We start from the raw sequence: 15,989 nt of genomic DNA, 5'->3' as shown, positions 1-15,989 counted from the left end.
GACGGTTGGGGACAGCATTTTTTTTACTCGCTGATAAGTGGTATTATTTACACGATTTATGTTGATGGGAATTGCTATGCCTCAGATTAGTCGGACTGCTTTAGTCCCCTACAGTGCGGAACAGATGTATCAGTTAGTGAATGACGTGCAATCGTATCCCCAGTTTTTGCCTGGGTGTGTTGGTAGTCGCGTCCTGGAGTCATCGCCAGCACAGATGACGGCGGCTGTTGACGTGTCGAAGGCGGGTATCAGCAAGACGTTTACGACGCGTAATCAGCTAACGCGTAACCAGAGTATTCTGATGCATCTGGTGGATGGCCCCTTTAAAAAGCTGATCGGCGGCTGGAAATTTACCCCGCTCAGCCCCGAGGCGTGCCGCATTGAGTTTCAGCTTGATTTTGAGTTTACCAATAAACTCATTGAGCTGGCGTTTGGTCGTATATTCAAAGAGTTAGCGTCCAACATGGTGCAGGCGTTTACGGTTCGCGCCAAAGAGGTTTACCGTGCCGGATAAACTTGTGGTTGAAGTGGCTTATGCGCTGCCGGAAAAGCAGTATTTGCAGCGCGTAACGCTGGAGGAGGGCGCGACGGTCGAAGAGGCGATTCGCGCTTCCGGCTTGCTGGAATTGCGCACGGATATCGATCTGGCGAAAAATAAAGTAGGTATCTACAGTCGTCCGGTAAAACTCACCGATACGGTGCAGGATGGCGATCGGGTTGAAATTTACCGTCCCTTAATCGCCGATCCAAAAGCGTTACGCCGCCAGCGCGCCGAAAAATCGGCTGGCAGATAATTAGCCTCTTTTGCCGGATAACGGTGTGGAAGCCGTACCACACCTGAAGCACAGGCGTGCCTGTAAGCCAGATAAACGTAGCGCCATCAGGCAAATTCGTACCAAATGGCGGGGGAGAGGTTTGCAGGCCTGATGAACGTAACCTCATCAGGCGGTATCACAAAATTACTTCGTCAACGCCGGTTTGTTATCAATATTGGTTAACACGCCGCTGCTGTTAAAGGTGAGCGTCAGAGTCTGCTGCGTCACGTTCTCATGTCCTGGCTGCTGGCGGAAGACATAAAACCAGGTGTTCGTACCAAAAGGATCGGTCATCATCGGCGTGCCTAAAGCATACGCAACCTGTTGTTGCGTCATACCAACACGCACTTTGGCGACATCCGTAGGTGTAAGATAGTTCCCCTGATTGATGTCAGGTCGGTAAACCACTCGCTCCAGAGTGGAACAGCCTGCGGTCAACATCAGGAGTACTGCTGCGGCAGCAGTCAGCGTTTTACAGCGCATAGTGATTGGGTTCCTTTTCGGGCCTGAGCAGTACGTGGCTCATATTAATATGCCGATGATAATAGACCTTTCATCACTTTAAAACCTTTTGCTGTCGGGTCTTACGGCGTTTTTGTTGTGAACTCAGACCTTCGGGAGATAAAAAAGTTTACGCCGCCAGCAGTTCTTTTGCGTTTGCCAGCGTATTACGCGTAACTTCACTTCCTCCCAACAGGCGGGCCAGTTCCTGTAAACGCGCACGTTTATCCAACGGTTGCATATGGGTTTCGGTCATTGCCCCGTCTGTTTCTTTACTGACAAAGAAGTGCTGGTGACCGCACCCGGCTACCTGTGGCAGGTGAGTGACGCACATCACCTGAGTGGATTCGCCAAGCTGACGCAGGAGTTTACCGACCACGGCGGCGGTTGGGCCGCTGATGCCAACATCGACCTCGTCAAAAATTAGCGCCGGCGTTTCCATTTTGCGCGCGGTAATCACCTGAATAGCCAGCGCAATGCGCGACAGTTCACCGCCAGACGCGACTTTAGCGATAGGCTGCAGCGGCTGACCCGGGTTTGTCGTCACTTTAAACTCCACGCGATCGGCGCCGTCGTTGCTCAGATGATGCTCATCAAATTTCACGTCGATAGTAAACAGACCGTGCGGCATCGAAAGTAAATGCATACTTTCAGTGATCAACTGCCCCAGCTCCTGGGCGTAAAACTGACGCTGTTGATGCAGCGCTTGCGCCGTTTCCAGCGCTTGTTGGTGATGCTTATTAACCGCCAGCGTTAGCGTTTCCAGCGAATCGGCCTGATCGTCGAGCTGCTGCTGTTCTTCGAGCAGTGACTGATAAAGCTGCGGCAGCGCTTCCGGGCTGACGTGATGTTTTCGCGCCAGCGAAATTTGTTTAGCGATGCGCTGTTCAAGCTCAAACAGGCGATTGGGGTCTAAATCCAGACGCTCGCAATAGTGGCGTAATTCATCGCTGGCTTCGGTGAGTTGGATAGTGGCTTCTTCCAGCATATCCAGGATGCCGGAAAGCTTGCTGTCCATACCTACCAGCTCGCTAACCAGTTGTTTTGCGCTATATAACTGGCTTTGCAGGTTAACGTCTTCGCCGTCCGCGAGTAGCGCCAGAGCGTTCTGGCTGGTCGTAAGCAACTGCCCGCTGTTGGCCAGCCGTTTGTACTCTTCGTCAATTTGCTCGAATTCACCGGCCTGCGGATTAAAGTCGTTCAACTCTTTTAACTGATATTGCAGCAGTTCTGCGCGCGCGGCGCGTTCCTGGCTTTGTTGCTGGTGATGGGCAAGATCGCGGCAGCTTTGATGCCATAATTGGTAGCGGGCAGCCATCTGCTGCGCTAAAGCGGCTTCGTTGGCATAGCTATCCAGCAGCGATTTTTGCTGTTCGGGTTTGGTAAGCTGCTGGTGCGCATGTTGACCATGAATTTGAATCAGCAACTGACCGAGCTCGCGCAATTGAGACAGGGGCACAGCGGTGCCGTTAATAAAGCCCCGTGAGCGGCCATCGCTGCTGATAACGCGGCGAAGTAAGCATTCGCGACCTTCTTCAAGCTGGTTTTCTTCCAGCCAGCGCAATGCCGCAGGCGTGTCTTTCAGCGCAAAGCGGGCACACAAATCGGCGCGGGTCGCTCCGGTGCGGACCATATCGGCCTCAGCGCGACCGCCCAGACACAGACCCAGGGCATCAATCGCAATAGATTTACCCGCGCCGGTTTCACCAGTAATGACGGTCATTCCGCTCTGAAAATCGATCTCAAGCTCGCGAACGATAGCAAAATTGCTGATGGTCAGTTGCGCCAACATAGCTGTTTTCCTGTATGAAAAACCATAACTGTAATTAAATACAGTATAAACTGGTTTTTTATACAGTAAAGAGGCTAACGTAAAATTAGAATAATTTTTTTGACCAGCCGAGTTTTGTGCTTAATGTATTGAAATAGCTGTAGTCTTTGGGATGTATCAGGTTGAGATGGTAGTCGCAGCGGCGAATCAGCACATCTTCTCCTTCCTGAATAGGCAGGGCTATCTGGCTGTCGCAGCTAATTTCCAGATCGCTACGGCGATGCGAAAAACGCAAACGAATCGTGCTACTGCTGTTAATGACTAACGGGCGCGCCGACAAGGTATGCGGGAACATCGGCACCAGGGTGATGGCATCCAGTGAAGGGGTCAGAATAGGGCCGCCTGCGGAGAGCGAATAGGCGGTGGAGCCGGTCGGCGTAGAAATGATCAGACCATCAGATCGCTGTGAAAAAGCGAAGGTTTCATCAATATAAACCTCGAATTCGATCATATGCGCCACCTTTCCCGGATGCAGCACCACTTCATTAATGGCTGTGCTGATACGCTTCTGGCGGTCCTGTTGGCAGACCTGCGCTTCCAGCAGAAAACGTTTTTCGGAGATATAGCGTCCTTCCAGCACATCAGATAATTGTTGCAGGGCGTTGTCCGGATCGAGATCGGTCAGGAAGCCAAGATTACCGCGGTTAATGCCAATCACATTGATGTTATAACGCGCCAGCGTACGCGCTGCGCCAAGCATATTGCCGTCGCCGCCCACGACTACCGCCAGATCCGCCTGTTGACCAATTTCCGCCAGCGTGCCGGTTGGCACATTTTTTAGCTGTAATTCGTGGGCGATTTGTTGCTCCACAATGACCTCATAACCCTGAGCGCATAGCCAACGGTAGAGCATTTCATGTGTCGTGAGTGCGGTGGGATGACGCGGATGCCCCACAATGCCGATACACTTGAAATGATTATTCATTTTTCTGAGGTCCTTGTAGCGAAGATTGATGACAATGTGAGTACTTCCCTTGAAACCCTGAATCTGATCCCCATAATAAGCGAAGTTAGCGAGATGAATGCGAAAAAAAACGCGGAGAAATTCATGAGTAGTAAAGAACAGAAAACGCCTGAGGGGCAAGCCCCGGAAGAAATTATCATGGATCAGCACGAAGAGGTTGAGGCAGTTGAACCAAACGATTCTGCTGAGCAGGTGGATCCGCGCGATGAAAAAATTGCGAATCTGGAAGTTCAGCTTGCAGAAGCCCAGACTCGCGAACGCGACACCGTGTTGCGCATCAAAGCGGAAATGGAAAACCTGCGCCGTCGTACTGAACAGGATATCGAAAAAGCGCATAAATTCGCTCTCGAGAAGTTCGTCAACGAATTGCTGCCGGTCATCGATAGCCTGGATCGCGCGCTGGAAGTCGCAGACAAAGCCAATCCGGATATGGCGGCAATGGTCGAAGGGATTGAGCTGACGCTGAAGTCTATGCTGGATGTGGTGCGTAAGTTCGGCGTGGAAGTGATTGCTGAGACCAACGTGCCGCTGGACCCGAACGTGCATCAGGCGATTGCGATGGTGGAGTCGGAAGAGGTTCCGGCAGGCAATGTGCTGGGTATTATGCAGAAAGGCTATACGCTGAACGGTCGTACCATTCGCGCGGCGATGGTGACTGTAGCGAAGGCGAAGTAAAAGTCTGATGGCCGATGTAAAGTCGGCCATTTTTTTAGCTTAAAAAATCCTGCACTTCCAGCCACGGCGTGTTGAAGTCCTCTATTTTTTTATATTCGCTCATTGGCAGAACGACCACATTATAGGTGTCAGATCCTTCATTCAGATCAAAAATCTGGAAGCCCCTCTTATTGAGTTCGGTCTGGATGCGTTCAAAGATCTCGTCAAGGTAACGGTCTCCGGCTTCACAGACATCGGAGATTTCATCCTCTTGGGTTATTTCGACAAGAAGATTTCTTAATTCCTCAGAATTCGTCAGGTTTTTTGTGAGTTCATAAAAGCGATCTGCGGCAAAATTAGCCAGTTCGCCTTCTTCATCTTCACCTTTCCAGTCAACGAGGTGAATAAATCTTTCGCCGCGTAGAACTTGTAAAAATGCCTGTGCCAGCTCGTTATTTCCGAGATCGCCACCGCTACAATCCAGGACGTCCTGCAACCCATATTCGTCTTCATCTTCGTCTTCAAAGATTTCAGGTTGCGTCGAAAGTTGAGAGAAAATAGTGGGCCATAAGGTTGGGTTGTGTGATAAAAAAACGTTGGCGACGACGTTGAGGTCGTCTGCAAAATTCTTATCCCATTCAATTACATAATCTTCTGACATAACATCAATATCCTTTCTGAATGCCTGAAAAGACATTATTGCATTGTTAAGTAAATGGCAGGAATTGATGGAATCTTAAAAGACGGCGATAAAAAAGGCGAACCGGAGTTCGCCATTGTGTTACTCCGCCACACTCTCGCGCAGCGGCTTTACCGGTACAACCTTTACCTGCTTAATCATATTTTCCTGTACATCGAGAATATCGATATCGTACTGCTCAATGCGCACGCGCGTGCCAGCAACCGGAATTTCCTCCAGAGCCTCCAGAATCACCCCGTTGACGGTGCGCGCGTCGTCTTCCGGCAGGTGCCAGTTAAACGCTTTATTGATTTCCCGGACGTTGGCGGTACCGTCAATAATGACCGAACCGTCGTTTTGCGGCGTGACCTCTTCCGCCAGGGTCGGCGACATCGATGTGGTGAAGTCGCCAACGATCTCCTCGAGAATATCTTCCACGGTGACCAGCCCCTGGATATCGCCATATTCGTTGACGACCAGTCCGACTTTCTTTTTATTGCGCTGAAATTTAATCAGTTGTGTACTGAGCGGCGTACCTTCCGGGACGTAATAGATTTCATCGGCGGCGCGCAGCATCATCTCTTTGGTGAACTCTTTTTTCTCGGCCATTAACCGCCAGGCTTCACGCACGCGCAGCATACTGATGGCGTCATCCAGCGAATCGCGATAGAGCACAATGCGTCCGTGTGGCGAGTGGGTGAGCTGCCGCTCGATAGACTTCCAGTCGTCATTGATATCGATCCCGATAATTTCATTACGCGGCACCATGATGTCATCCACGCTGACCTTTTCCAGGTCGAGAACCGACAGCAGCATATCCTGATTGCGGCGAGAGATTTGCGAACGGGATTCATGCACGATAGTGCGTAATTCCTCTTTGCTTAACGACCCGCTAACCACGATGTCCGTTTTAATTCCCATCAGACGCATCAGCAGGCGGGTGATGGTGTTAAGTAACCACACCAGCGGCATCATCAGTATCTGTAACGGCGCCAGCAGGAAGCTGCTGGGATAGGCCACTTTTTCCGGATAGAGCGCGGCGATAGTTTTGGGCAGGACTTCGGCAAAAACTAACACGACAAACGTCAGTACCCCGGTGGCGATAGCCACGCCAGCGTCGCCGTAAAGCCGCATACCCACAATCGTGCCGAGCGCCGAGGCAAGAATGTTGACCAGGTTATTGCCGATCAGCACCAGGCTTATCAGTCGGTCGGGTTTACGCAGTAATTTTTCTACCCGTTTTGCCGAGCGATTACCTTGCTTCGCCATATGGCGTAAACGGTAACGGTTTAGCGTCATCATTCCAGTTTCGGAACCGGAAAAATAGGCCGAGATGACCACCATGATGATTAATATGATAATCAGCGTGGTGGTGGAGATGTGTTCCAGGGGAAACTCCTTTAAAAGCTTAGCTTACAAATTGCTGTAATATGCGGCTACCAAAATAGGCCAGCGTCAGAATACCCGCGCCTGCGACGTTAAACCACACGACCCGCCGACCCCGCCAGCCCTCATGGTAATGCCCCCACAGCAGAACGATATAGACAAACCATGCCACAATAGAGAGCACGGCTTTATCAATATTTTCAGTACTGAACAGGTTATGCATGTAAAACAGGCCGGTACACAGAGTAAGGGTCAGCAGTACGACGCCAATCTGCGTGATATGAAACATTTTGCGCTCAATGCTCATCAATGGCGGCATTTCATTACTAAACGCCAGCTTTTTGTTCTTCAACTGATAGTCGATCCACGCCAGTTGTAGCGCATACAGCGCGGCGATTATCAGCGTCGCGTAAGAGAAAAGCGACAGACCGATGTGCACCATCATGCCTGGGGTCGCTTCCAGATGCGTAATATATTCATTAGGCATGAACGTGGCGAAGGCCAGGTTAATCAGCGCAAAAGCATAGACAATGGGCAGAAGTAGCCAGCCGCGATTACGCGACGCGACAATGGTCATCACCGTGCAGATCATCAGACTGACCAGCGAACCGACATTCAGCAGGCTCAGGTTTTGTCCACTGTCGCCGCCGGGCAGAATACGCGATTCCAGCGCGACAGCATGGCACACCAGCGCGATGACCGCAGAAAGAATAGCCATACGCCGCCAGCCGCTGTTTTTTTGCAACAGTCCGGGAACGATCAGCGCGAGGCTGAAGGAGTAGGCGACAAGGGCAAGTAAAGCAAAAACGGGCATAGTTGTGTCGACAGTTGACCAGTGAGAAAGAGAAGCAGTATAGCGTTACGTGACCGCAGCTCCAACCGTTGCATAACAACAAAGACGGCTTCATGGTATACTGTGGCGAAATTATGTAACTGTGTCGCTGCGGCGACCAACCGTTTCCACCCCAGGCGAGAGACAATGTTTGATAATTTAACCGATCGTTTGTCGCGCACGCTGCGCAATATCAGTGGCCGTGGGCGCCTTACTGAAGACAACGTTAAAGAGACGCTGCGCGAAGTGCGCATGGCGCTGCTGGAGGCTGACGTTGCGCTGCCGGTAGTGCGTGAGTTCATCAATCGCGTAAAAGAGAAAGCGGTTGGTCATGAAGTTAACAAGAGCCTGACCCCAGGGCAGGAGTTCGTCAAGATTGTCCGTAGCGAACTGGTTGCGGCGATGGGCGAAGAGAACCAGACGCTGAATTTAGCTGCGCAGCCGCCAGCCGTAGTATTGATGGCGGGTCTGCAGGGGGCGGGTAAAACCACCAGCGTCGGTAAGTTGGGTAAATTCTTGCGCGAGAAGCACAAGAAGAAAGTGCTGGTCGTCTCTGCCGACGTCTATCGCCCGGCGGCGATCAAACAGCTCGAAACGCTGGCTGAACAGGTTGGCGTGGATTTCTTCCCGTCTGATGTCGGCCAGAAACCGGTTGATATCGTCAACGCCGCGCTGAAAGAAGCGAAGCTCAAATTCTACGACGTGCTGCTGGTGGATACCGCCGGTCGTCTGCACGTTGACGAAGCGATGATGGACGAAATCAAACAGGTCCACGCTTCTATCAAGCCAGTAGAAACGCTGTTTGTCGTCGATGCGATGACCGGTCAGGATGCGGCGAATACCGCAAAAGCCTTTAACGAAGCGCTGCCGTTAACCGGCGTGGTGCTGACCAAAGTTGATGGTGATGCTCGTGGCGGTGCGGCGCTCTCTATTCGTCATATCACCGGCAAGCCGATTAAATTCCTCGGTGTCGGCGAGAAAACCGACGCGCTGGAACCGTTCCACCCGGATCGTATCGCCTCGCGTATTCTCGGTATGGGCGACGTACTGTCTCTTATCGAAGATATCGAAAGCAAAGTTGACCGCGCACAGGCTGAAAAGCTGGCGACTAAACTGAAGAAAGGCGACGGTTTCGACCTGAACGACTTCCTGGAACAGCTCAAACAGATGAAAAACATGGGCGGTATGGCCAGTCTGATGGGCAAATTACCGGGCATGGGGCAGATTCCGGACAACGTTAAATCGCAGATGGATGACAAGGTGCTGGTGCGTATGGAAGCGATCATCAATTCGATGACGCTGAAAGAGCGCGCGAAGCCGGAAATCATCAAAGGTTCCCGCAAGCGTCGTATCGCGCAGGGCTGTGGGATGCAGGTGCAGGACGTTAACCGCCTTCTGAAACAGTTCGACGACATGCAGCGCATGATGAAGAAGATGAAGAAGGGCGGGATGGAGAAGATGATGCGCAGTATGAAGGGGATGATGCCGCCAGGCTTCCCGGGTCGCTAATTTCCCGGCCTGGCTCACTTGCTATTTCGGCACCGGGGTGTGCTCGCCATCCTCACGTACTGCGTGTACGCTGCGGTGGCTGCGCGCACGCCGGCACCGAACTCGCTGCGCCGCCGACGGCCTTCTACAGCAGAGTTATTAACTGTTGATTGCAATTCTCCCAGAAATCAGTAAAATTTTCGGGCTTTTAATATGACGCCGGGCTCCGTTCCTCGATGGGGCCCGGTTGTTTTATTCACACAAGAGGATGTTATGGTAACTATTCGTTTAGCTCGTCACGGCGCTAAAAAGCGTCCGTTCTACCAGGTTGTTGTCACCGACAGCCGTAATGCACGCAACGGTCGCTTCATTGAGCGCGTTGGTTTCTTCAACCCAATCGCTAGCGAAAAAGAAGAAGGCACCCGCCTGGATCTGGATCGCATCGCTCACTGGGTTGGCCAGGGCGCAACCATTTCCGATCGCGTTGCGGCGCTGATCAAAGAAGTAAAAAAAGCAGCTTAATCTGTCACGGTGGTCATGATGAGCAAGCAACTCGCCGCACAAGTACCCGCTGAACCGGTTGTACTGGGGAAAATGGGTTCTTCATACGGTATCCGTGGTTGGCTCAGAGTGTTTTCCTCCACTGAAGACGCCGAAAGCATTTTTGACTATCAGCCCTGGTTTATCCAGAAGGCGGGTCAGTGGCAGCAGGTACAGCTGGAAAGCTGGAAGCACCACAATCAGGATCTGATCATCAAGCTGAAAGGCGTTGACGATCGAGATGCCGCGAATCTTCTGACCAATTGCGAAATTGTCGTGGATTCCTCGCAACTTCCTGCGCTTGAGGAGGGAGACTATTACTGGAAAGACCTGATGGGTTGCCAGGTAGTCACCGCTGAAGGCTACGATCTCGGTAAAGTTATCGACATGATGGAAACCGGGTCGAATGACGTTCTCGTCATTAAGGCGAACCTGAAAGATGCATTTGGTATCAAGGAACGACTAGTACCGTTCCTCGATGGGCAGGTTATCAAGAAAGTCGATCTCGCTACTCGTACTATCGAAGTAGACTGGGATCCTGGTTTTTAAACCACCGAATAAACGGTAATAAATGGCGTTATGGGGATTGGCTTGTGTTTATTGGCATCGTTAGCCTGTTTCCTGAAATGTTCCGCGCAATTACCGATTACGGGGTAACTGGCCGGGCAGTAAAAAAAGGCCTGCTGAACATCCAAAGCTGGAGTCCTCGCGACTTCGCGCATGACCGGCACCGTACCGTGGACGACCGTCCTTACGGCGGCGGACCGGGGATGTTAATGATGGTGCAACCCTTGCGGGACGCCATTCACGCAGCAAAAGCCGCGGCAGGTGAAGGTGCTAAAGTGATTTATCTGTCGCCTCAGGGACGCAAGCTTGATCAAGCGGGCGTTAGCGAGCTGGCCACGAATCAGAAGCTTATTCTGGTGTGTGGTCGCTACGAAGGCGTAGATGAGCGCGTAATTCAGACCGAAATTGACGAAGAATGGTCAATTGGCGATTACGTTCTCAGCGGTGGCGAACTACCGGCAATGACTCTGATTGACTCCGTCGCCCGGTTTATACCGGGGGTTCTGGGGCATGAGGCATCAGCAATCGAAGATTCGTTTGCTGATGGGTTGCTGGATTGTCCGCACTATACGCGCCCTGAAGTGTTAGAGGGGATGGAAGTACCGCCAGTATTGCTGTCGGGAAACCATGCCGAGATACGTCGCTGGCGCTTGAAACAGTCGCTGGGCCGAACCTGGCTTAGAAGACCTGAACTTCTGGAAAACCTGGCTCTGACTGAAGAGCAAGCAAGGTTGCTGGCGGAGTTCAAAACAGAACACGCACAACAGCAGCATAAACATGATGGGATGGCATAGGCCCCCGAATATCAGTTTACCCAGGATAAGAGATTAAATTATGAGCAACATTATTAAGCAACTTGAACAAGAGCAGATGAAGCAGAACGTACCTTCCTTCCGTCCGGGCGATACCGTGGAAGTGAAAGTATGGGTTGTTGAAGGTACCAAGAAACGTCTGCAGGCATTCGAGGGCGTGGTTATCGCTATTCGTAACCGCGGTCTGCACTCTGCATTCACTGTTCGTAAAATTTCCAACGGCGAAGGCGTTGAGCGTGTCTTCCAGACTCACTCTCCGGTAGTTGACAGCATTGCTGTTAAACGTCGTGGTGCTGTTCGTAAAGCTAAACTGTACTACCTGCGTGAGCGTACTGGTAAAGCGGCTCGTATCAAAGAGCGTCTTAACTAAGAACGCGCTTTCGCAACATCCGAAAGCTTGTAGAAAAGAAGGGGCTGGCATTACGCTGGCCCCTTTTTTATGGGGTTGCTCCACGCCATGGACGGTTGCATGATTAGGCTGGGTCTGTGGTCTCAACGCTGAGTCAGAAACGGCCAGGCCCGTTCCTTAATTTAGCGAGCGTTCCGCACGCCGGTGTTTAGCCTGATACATATTTCGATCGGCCAGTTCTTGTAGTTTTTCGGCAGTGGCATGTTCCCATGTCAGCGCAAAGCCAATACTCAGGGTCATCGTTATCCGCTGGCCGTTATGCAGTTCAAAAGGTCGATTAAACGCCTGGGATAGCGCTGCGCAAATACGTTGTACTTCATACTCCGAATGTACATCGTAAAGCACCATCGCAAATTCATCGCCGCCGAGTCGGTAAGTTTGATAACGGCTACCGCCGAATTCCGCTAATCTTTTGGCAACCTCTATAAGTACGCGGTCGCCTGCCGCATGTCCCCAGGTATCATTAATATATTTAAAGTTATCGCCATCCAGAAATAACAATGCCGAACTGCTACGAGCGGAATTGTCCTTCATCAGCGCGTTAATACAGCTGCGAAATGCCGCGCGATTGGCAAGCCCCGTCAGCGGATCGTGCAGCGCGGTACGTAGTAACTGGGCATTTTTAGCCTGAAGCCGTAGCTGCCATTCTTCCATCTCATCCAGAAGGCTATTGAAATCCTGCGCAAACAGGTGAAATTCCGCAATACGCTCATCAGGTACCCGGCGTGAAAAATTTCGGTTAGTGCGAACGTCGTGTACAACTTCAGTAATATTTTGCAGCGCATCCACAACGCCATTGTGCAAATAACGCGTGAGCAGCAGGGCAATGCCGGATGCCAGCAGAATACATCCTGTCAGCACTGCCAGCGATAGCCAGATAAAATGACCAATAAGGCTGTCGCGGGCGACAAGCCGTACTTCGCCGATGGCCCTGCCGTTGTGCCAGATGGGTTGTGATACCGGCAATGGAAAAAGCCAGTGGCTAATTAAGCCGATGAGCTTATCGTCTGCGGCTCGCGCATCATAGCGCCATGAGGCGATAGTACGGCCATTTTTATCGCGGACCTCCGCCGCTGAAAATTGTCCCTGGCGTCCCAGTGTGGCGAGCGTTTCCGCTGCGGCCGCGTTATCGGAAAATACCAGTGCCGCTTCAAGGCTATGGGCCATTGTGGCGGCGGTCAAATCGAGATTTTTTTGCGCATACTGTTTGAGCGTAAGGACAGACGCAACGCAAATTAATAGCCAGATCAATGTCATTGTAAGCAGCACGCTGATTATACTAATCCGCCGTAGTGTGCGTTTAAATGTTGGTCTGGACAGAGAAAATTCCTTATTCATGCTTTTGATTCCGTGCAAGCATTAATACTTCTGGATTTACTCTCACGCCGCTATGCGAGAGGGAGTCCAGGTTGACGGAAAATTTGACTTCATCATTGTTAATGATCAGACAAAATGCGCTGCCAATAATACATTCGGTATTTTGCTCGGCAATTAATAACAAGGCATTAACTGGATAATGACGCGTTAACTCCACCTGATAAGCTGGCGATTCATTGCCAAAGTAAAAACCATCACAGCGGGCGCTCAGGGCTTCTTGTGTGGTACGGATGACAAGCGGTTGATAAGGGAAAGCCCAATCAGCCTCTTCGCTAAGTACCCTGACAAAACGCGCAGATGAAAATATGCATAGCCTTGGCGGCCCGGATAACGCTGGCCAGTGTGTATAACTGACGATACCGGAGACGATGGCGCGTACGGATTTCTCTTCTTCCGTGACGCGTTGAGCATACAGAGGCAAGCTTGCTAATAATAGCGATAACAGAAGGATAAATCGGTGAGAAAAACGCATTAACAAGTCCCCACCATCTTCAGTCGTAAAGCATTAAAATACATCCGTGATTGTTTGTAGCAAAATAACATTATTTTGCCATATCGTCATTATGTCTTATTGATAATATGAATAATTTAAGTGGCGTCCCTGATATTAAATTCTTGTGATAATGGTATTAATCAACCTATATCAGAAAGTAAAAATATGTGTGCGGAAAAAAATAATCAAAAAATAGCGAGCATCGCTCATTTTACCGTTTTTCTGAGGCTGGGAATAAAATAATTCACTTGTTGTGTAAAGTTTTTGATACGAAATGGAGGGGGTTAATCGACGATTGCGCATGATGTAAAGTTTATTTTACGTAATATGGATTGAAATCTTTACTTTTTGTGGTATGGTTTAAACATCCTCGTGGAGGATCAACTATCGCAAACAAGAAAAGACAGGATCGCCATCATGCAAAAAGACGCGCTGAATAACGTACGTATCACCGATGAACAGGTATTAATGACGCCGGAGCAGCTTAAAGCGGCCTTTCCGTTGAGCCTGGCGCAGGAAGCGCAGATAGCGCAGTCCCGGGGAATCATTTCTGACATTATTGCCGGGCGCGATCCGCGTCTGTTGGTGGTATGCGGTCCTTGTTCTATTCACGATCCTGAAACCGCTCTGGAATATGCCCGTCGATTTAAAGCCCTTGCCGCAGAGGTCAGCGATAGCCTCTATCTGGTAATGCGCGTCTATTTTGAAAAGCCGCGAACTACCGTCGGCTGGAAAGGGCTGATTAACGATCCTCACATGGATGGCTCATTTGATGTGGAAGCCGGGTTGAAAATAGCGCGTCAGCTACTGGTGGAACTGGTGAATATGGGGTTGCCATTGGCGACCGAAGCGTTGGATCCGAACAGCCCGCAATACCTGGGCGATCTGTTTAGCTGGTCGGCGATAGGCGCGCGCACAACCGAATCGCAAACCCACCGCGAAATGGCGTCTGGTCTTTCTATGCCGGTCGGCTTTAAAAACGGCACGGATGGCAGCCTGGCGACAGCGATTAACGCCATGCGCGCCGCTGCGCAACCTCATCGTTTTGTTGGCATTAACCAGGCCGGTCAGGTTGCGTTATTGCAAACCCAGGGAAATCCGCATGGCCATGTGATTTTGCGTGGCGGCAAAGCGCCAAACTATAGCCCGGCAGATGTCGCTCAGTGTGAAAAAGAGATGGAACAGGCGGGACTACGTCCTTCGCTGATGGTAGATTGCAGTCATGGTAACTCCAATAAAGATTATCGCCGCCAGCCAGCCGTCGCCGAATCTGTGGTTGCGCAGATTAAAGATGGCAATCGTTCAATCATTGGCTTAATGATTGAAAGTAATATTCATGAGGGTAATCAGTCTTCCGAACAGCCGCGCAGCGAAATGAAGTATGGCGTTTCCGTCACCGATGCTTGTATTAGCTGGGAGATGACCGATGCCCTGTTACGTGAAATTCATAAAGATTTGAGCGGCCAGCTGGCGGTGCGCGTCGCATAAGAGGTTGTTATGGTTGCTGAATTGACCGCGTTACGCGATCAAATAGATGATGTCGATAAAGCGTTGTTGAATTTACTGGCTAAGCGCCTGGAACTGGTTGCCAAAGTCGGCGAGGTGAAAAGCCGTTTTGGCCTGCCTATTTACGTGCCGGAGCGTGAGGCCTCTATGCTGGCTTCACGACGGGCGGAAGCAGAAGCGATCGGTGTCCCGCCCGATCTCATTGAAGATGTCCTGCGCCGGGTAATGCGTGAATCTTACTCCAGCGAAAATGATAAGGGGTTCAAAACGCTTTGTCCTTCTCTGCGTCCGGTCGTCATTGTGGGCGGCGGCGGACAGATGGGGCGTCTGTTTGAAAAAATGCTCACGCTGTCGGGCTATCAGGTCCGTATTCTGGAACAGCAGGACTGGCCGCGCGCCAGGGACATTGTCGCCGATGCCGGAATGGTGATCGTCAGCGTGCCGATTCATGTTACTGAACAGGTCATAGCGCAACTGCCGCCCCTGCCGTCCGACTGTATTCTGGTCGATCTGGCATCGGTGAAAAGCGATCCGTTACAGGCAATGTTGGCGGCCCATGATGGCCCCGTGTTGGGCTTGCATCCGATGTTTGGCCCGGACAGCGGGAGCCTGGCGAAGCAGGTGGTGGTCTGGTGTGACGGGCGTCAACCGGAAGCGTATCAGTGGTTCCTTGAGCAAATCCAGGTGTGGGGCGCTCGGTTGCACCGAATTAGCGCTGTCGAGCACGATCAGAACATGGCTTTTATCCAGGCGTTGCGCCATTTTGCTACCTTCGCTTATGGGCTGCATCTGGCGGAAGAGAACGTCCAGCTTGAGCAGCTTCTGGCGCTATCATCGCCGATTTATCGACTGGAGCTGGCGATGGTCGGGCGTCTGTTCGCCCAGGACCCGCAGCTGTATGCGGACATTATTATGTCGTCGGAGCGCAATCTGGCGCTTATCAAGCGTTACTATAAACGTTTTGGCGATGCGATCGGGTTACTGGAACAAGGTGATAAGCAGGCTTTTATCGACAGTTTTCGCAAAGTTGAACACTGGTTTGGCGATTATGCCAGACGCTTCCAGAATGAAAGCCGTGTGTTATTGCGTCAGGCGAATGACAGCCGACCATAATGATGACATCTATACTAAAAGC

General features: G+C 51.2%; 18 protein-coding genes. 10 read left to right on the top strand and 8 right to left on the bottom strand.

The window, feature by feature from the left end; all coding sequences use genetic code 11:
• Positions 1–76: 76 nt before the first annotated feature.
• Together ACQ29O_RS17655 and ACQ29O_RS17650 are read left to right on the top strand one after the other, a co-directional pair.
• Positions 77–514, top strand: a complete 438-nt coding sequence (locus tag ACQ29O_RS17655; protein ID WP_001537508.1) for a type II toxin-antitoxin system RatA family toxin — start codon at positions 77–79, stop codon at positions 512–514.
• The gene (locus ACQ29O_RS17650) at positions 504–794 is read left to right on the top strand and encodes an RnfH family protein (RefSeq protein WP_001112990.1); all 291 of its coding nucleotides are present in this window, start codon (positions 504–506) and stop codon (positions 792–794) included. Before ACQ29O_RS17655 ends, ACQ29O_RS17650 begins: the two co-directional genes overlap by 11 nt.
• A gap of 165 nt (positions 795–959) precedes the next feature.
• On the opposite strand, the gene bamE is transcribed toward ACQ29O_RS17650, so the two are convergent.
• The 3 genes from bamE to nadK all read right to left on the bottom strand — a co-directional run bounded on the left by bamE (position 960) and on the right by nadK (position 4,072).
• Positions 960–1,298, bottom strand: a complete 339-nt coding sequence (gene bamE, locus ACQ29O_RS17645; protein WP_001203445.1) for an outer membrane protein assembly factor BamE — start codon at positions 1,296–1,298, stop codon at positions 960–962.
• Positions 1,299–1,446: 148 nt separating this feature from the next.
• Complete coding sequence (recN, locus tag ACQ29O_RS17640; RefSeq protein ID WP_000880965.1) at positions 1,447–3,108, bottom strand: DNA repair protein RecN; 1,662 nt, start codon at positions 3,106–3,108, stop codon at positions 1,447–1,449.
• A gap of 85 nt (positions 3,109–3,193) precedes the next feature.
• On the bottom strand, positions 3,194–4,072 hold the full coding sequence (nadK, locus tag ACQ29O_RS17635; RefSeq protein ID WP_001059151.1) for an NAD(+) kinase: 879 nt from the start codon (positions 4,070–4,072) through the stop codon (positions 3,194–3,196).
• Positions 4,073–4,195: 123 nt separating this feature from the next.
• Between nadK and grpE the strand changes: the two genes are divergently transcribed.
• Positions 4,196–4,786, top strand: coding sequence for a nucleotide exchange factor GrpE (gene grpE, locus ACQ29O_RS17630; RefSeq protein WP_001518875.1), 591 nt, complete (start codon positions 4,196–4,198; stop codon positions 4,784–4,786).
• Between the two features lie 34 nt (positions 4,787–4,820).
• Here the strand turns inward: grpE and ACQ29O_RS17625 are convergent, their stop codons facing one another.
• The 3 genes from ACQ29O_RS17625 to ACQ29O_RS17615 form a co-directional block, all read right to left on the bottom strand.
• A complete protein-coding gene (locus ACQ29O_RS17625) occupies positions 4,821–5,426 on the bottom strand; it encodes a DUF6630 family protein (RefSeq protein WP_001287926.1) in 606 nt (201 codons plus the stop codon).
• A gap of 120 nt (positions 5,427–5,546) precedes the next feature.
• Positions 5,547–6,833 (bottom strand): HlyC/CorC family transporter, encoded by a 1,287-nt coding sequence (locus tag ACQ29O_RS17620; RefSeq protein ID WP_127172650.1) that lies wholly within the window; start codon positions 6,831–6,833, stop codon positions 5,547–5,549.
• Between the two features lie 19 nt (positions 6,834–6,852).
• A complete protein-coding gene (locus ACQ29O_RS17615) occupies positions 6,853–7,644 on the bottom strand; it encodes a cytochrome C assembly family protein (protein ID WP_001537507.1) in 792 nt (263 codons plus the stop codon).
• Between the two features lie 165 nt (positions 7,645–7,809).
• Here ACQ29O_RS17615 and ffh point away from each other — a divergent pair, with 165 nt between their 5' ends.
• From ffh to rplS, 5 genes are all read left to right on the top strand, one after another.
• On the top strand, positions 7,810–9,171 hold the full coding sequence (ffh, locus tag ACQ29O_RS17610) for a signal recognition particle protein (RefSeq protein ID WP_000460053.1): 1,362 nt from the start codon (positions 7,810–7,812) through the stop codon (positions 9,169–9,171).
• A gap of 252 nt (positions 9,172–9,423) precedes the next feature.
• Positions 9,424–9,672: a 30S ribosomal protein S16 gene (gene rpsP / locus ACQ29O_RS17605; RefSeq protein ID WP_000256453.1), complete on the top strand. Its 249-nt coding sequence runs from the start codon at positions 9,424–9,426 to the stop codon at positions 9,670–9,672.
• 18 nt (positions 9,673–9,690) lie between these two features.
• Entirely contained in the window at positions 9,691–10,239 is a 549-nt protein-coding gene (rimM, locus tag ACQ29O_RS17600; RefSeq protein ID WP_000043266.1) for a ribosome maturation factor RimM, read from the top strand.
• 44 nt (positions 10,240–10,283) lie between these two features.
• Positions 10,284–11,051, top strand: coding sequence for a tRNA (guanosine(37)-N1)-methyltransferase TrmD (gene trmD / locus ACQ29O_RS17595; protein ID WP_000469804.1), 768 nt, complete (start codon positions 10,284–10,286; stop codon positions 11,049–11,051).
• A gap of 40 nt (positions 11,052–11,091) precedes the next feature.
• Positions 11,092–11,439, top strand: a complete 348-nt coding sequence (rplS, locus tag ACQ29O_RS17590; protein WP_000065257.1) for a 50S ribosomal protein L19 — start codon at positions 11,092–11,094, stop codon at positions 11,437–11,439.
• Positions 11,440–11,595: 156 nt separating this feature from the next.
• On the opposite strand, the gene dgcN is transcribed toward rplS, so the two are convergent.
• The gene (gene dgcN / locus ACQ29O_RS17585; RefSeq protein WP_001030982.1) at positions 11,596–12,816 is read right to left on the bottom strand and encodes a diguanylate cyclase DgcN; all 1,221 of its coding nucleotides are present in this window, start codon (positions 12,814–12,816) and stop codon (positions 11,596–11,598) included.
• Positions 12,809–13,327: a YfiR family protein gene (locus ACQ29O_RS17580; RefSeq protein WP_001212379.1), complete on the bottom strand. Its 519-nt coding sequence runs from the start codon at positions 13,325–13,327 to the stop codon at positions 12,809–12,811. Before ACQ29O_RS17580 ends, dgcN begins: the two co-directional genes overlap by 8 nt.
• A 438-nt stretch (positions 13,328–13,765) precedes the next feature.
• Here ACQ29O_RS17580 and aroF point away from each other — a divergent pair, with 438 nt between their 5' ends.
• Both aroF and tyrA read left to right on the top strand, forming a co-directional pair.
• A complete protein-coding gene (gene aroF / locus ACQ29O_RS17575; RefSeq protein ID WP_001168062.1) occupies positions 13,766–14,836 on the top strand; it encodes a 3-deoxy-7-phosphoheptulonate synthase AroF in 1,071 nt (356 codons plus the stop codon).
• A 9-nt stretch (positions 14,837–14,845) separates the two neighbouring features.
• Positions 14,846–15,967, top strand: coding sequence for a bifunctional chorismate mutase/prephenate dehydrogenase (tyrA, locus tag ACQ29O_RS17570; protein WP_000225188.1), 1,122 nt, complete (start codon positions 14,846–14,848; stop codon positions 15,965–15,967).
• Positions 15,968–15,989: the final 22 nt, after the last annotated feature.

Origin of the sequence: Salmonella sp. GDC200615, from assembly GCF_050574145.1 — a bacterium.
In the GTDB taxonomy this organism is placed as follows: Bacteria; Pseudomonadota; Gammaproteobacteria; order Enterobacterales; family Enterobacteriaceae; genus Salmonella; species Salmonella enterica.
This window is presented reverse-complemented; position numbering and strand designations above follow the sequence as displayed.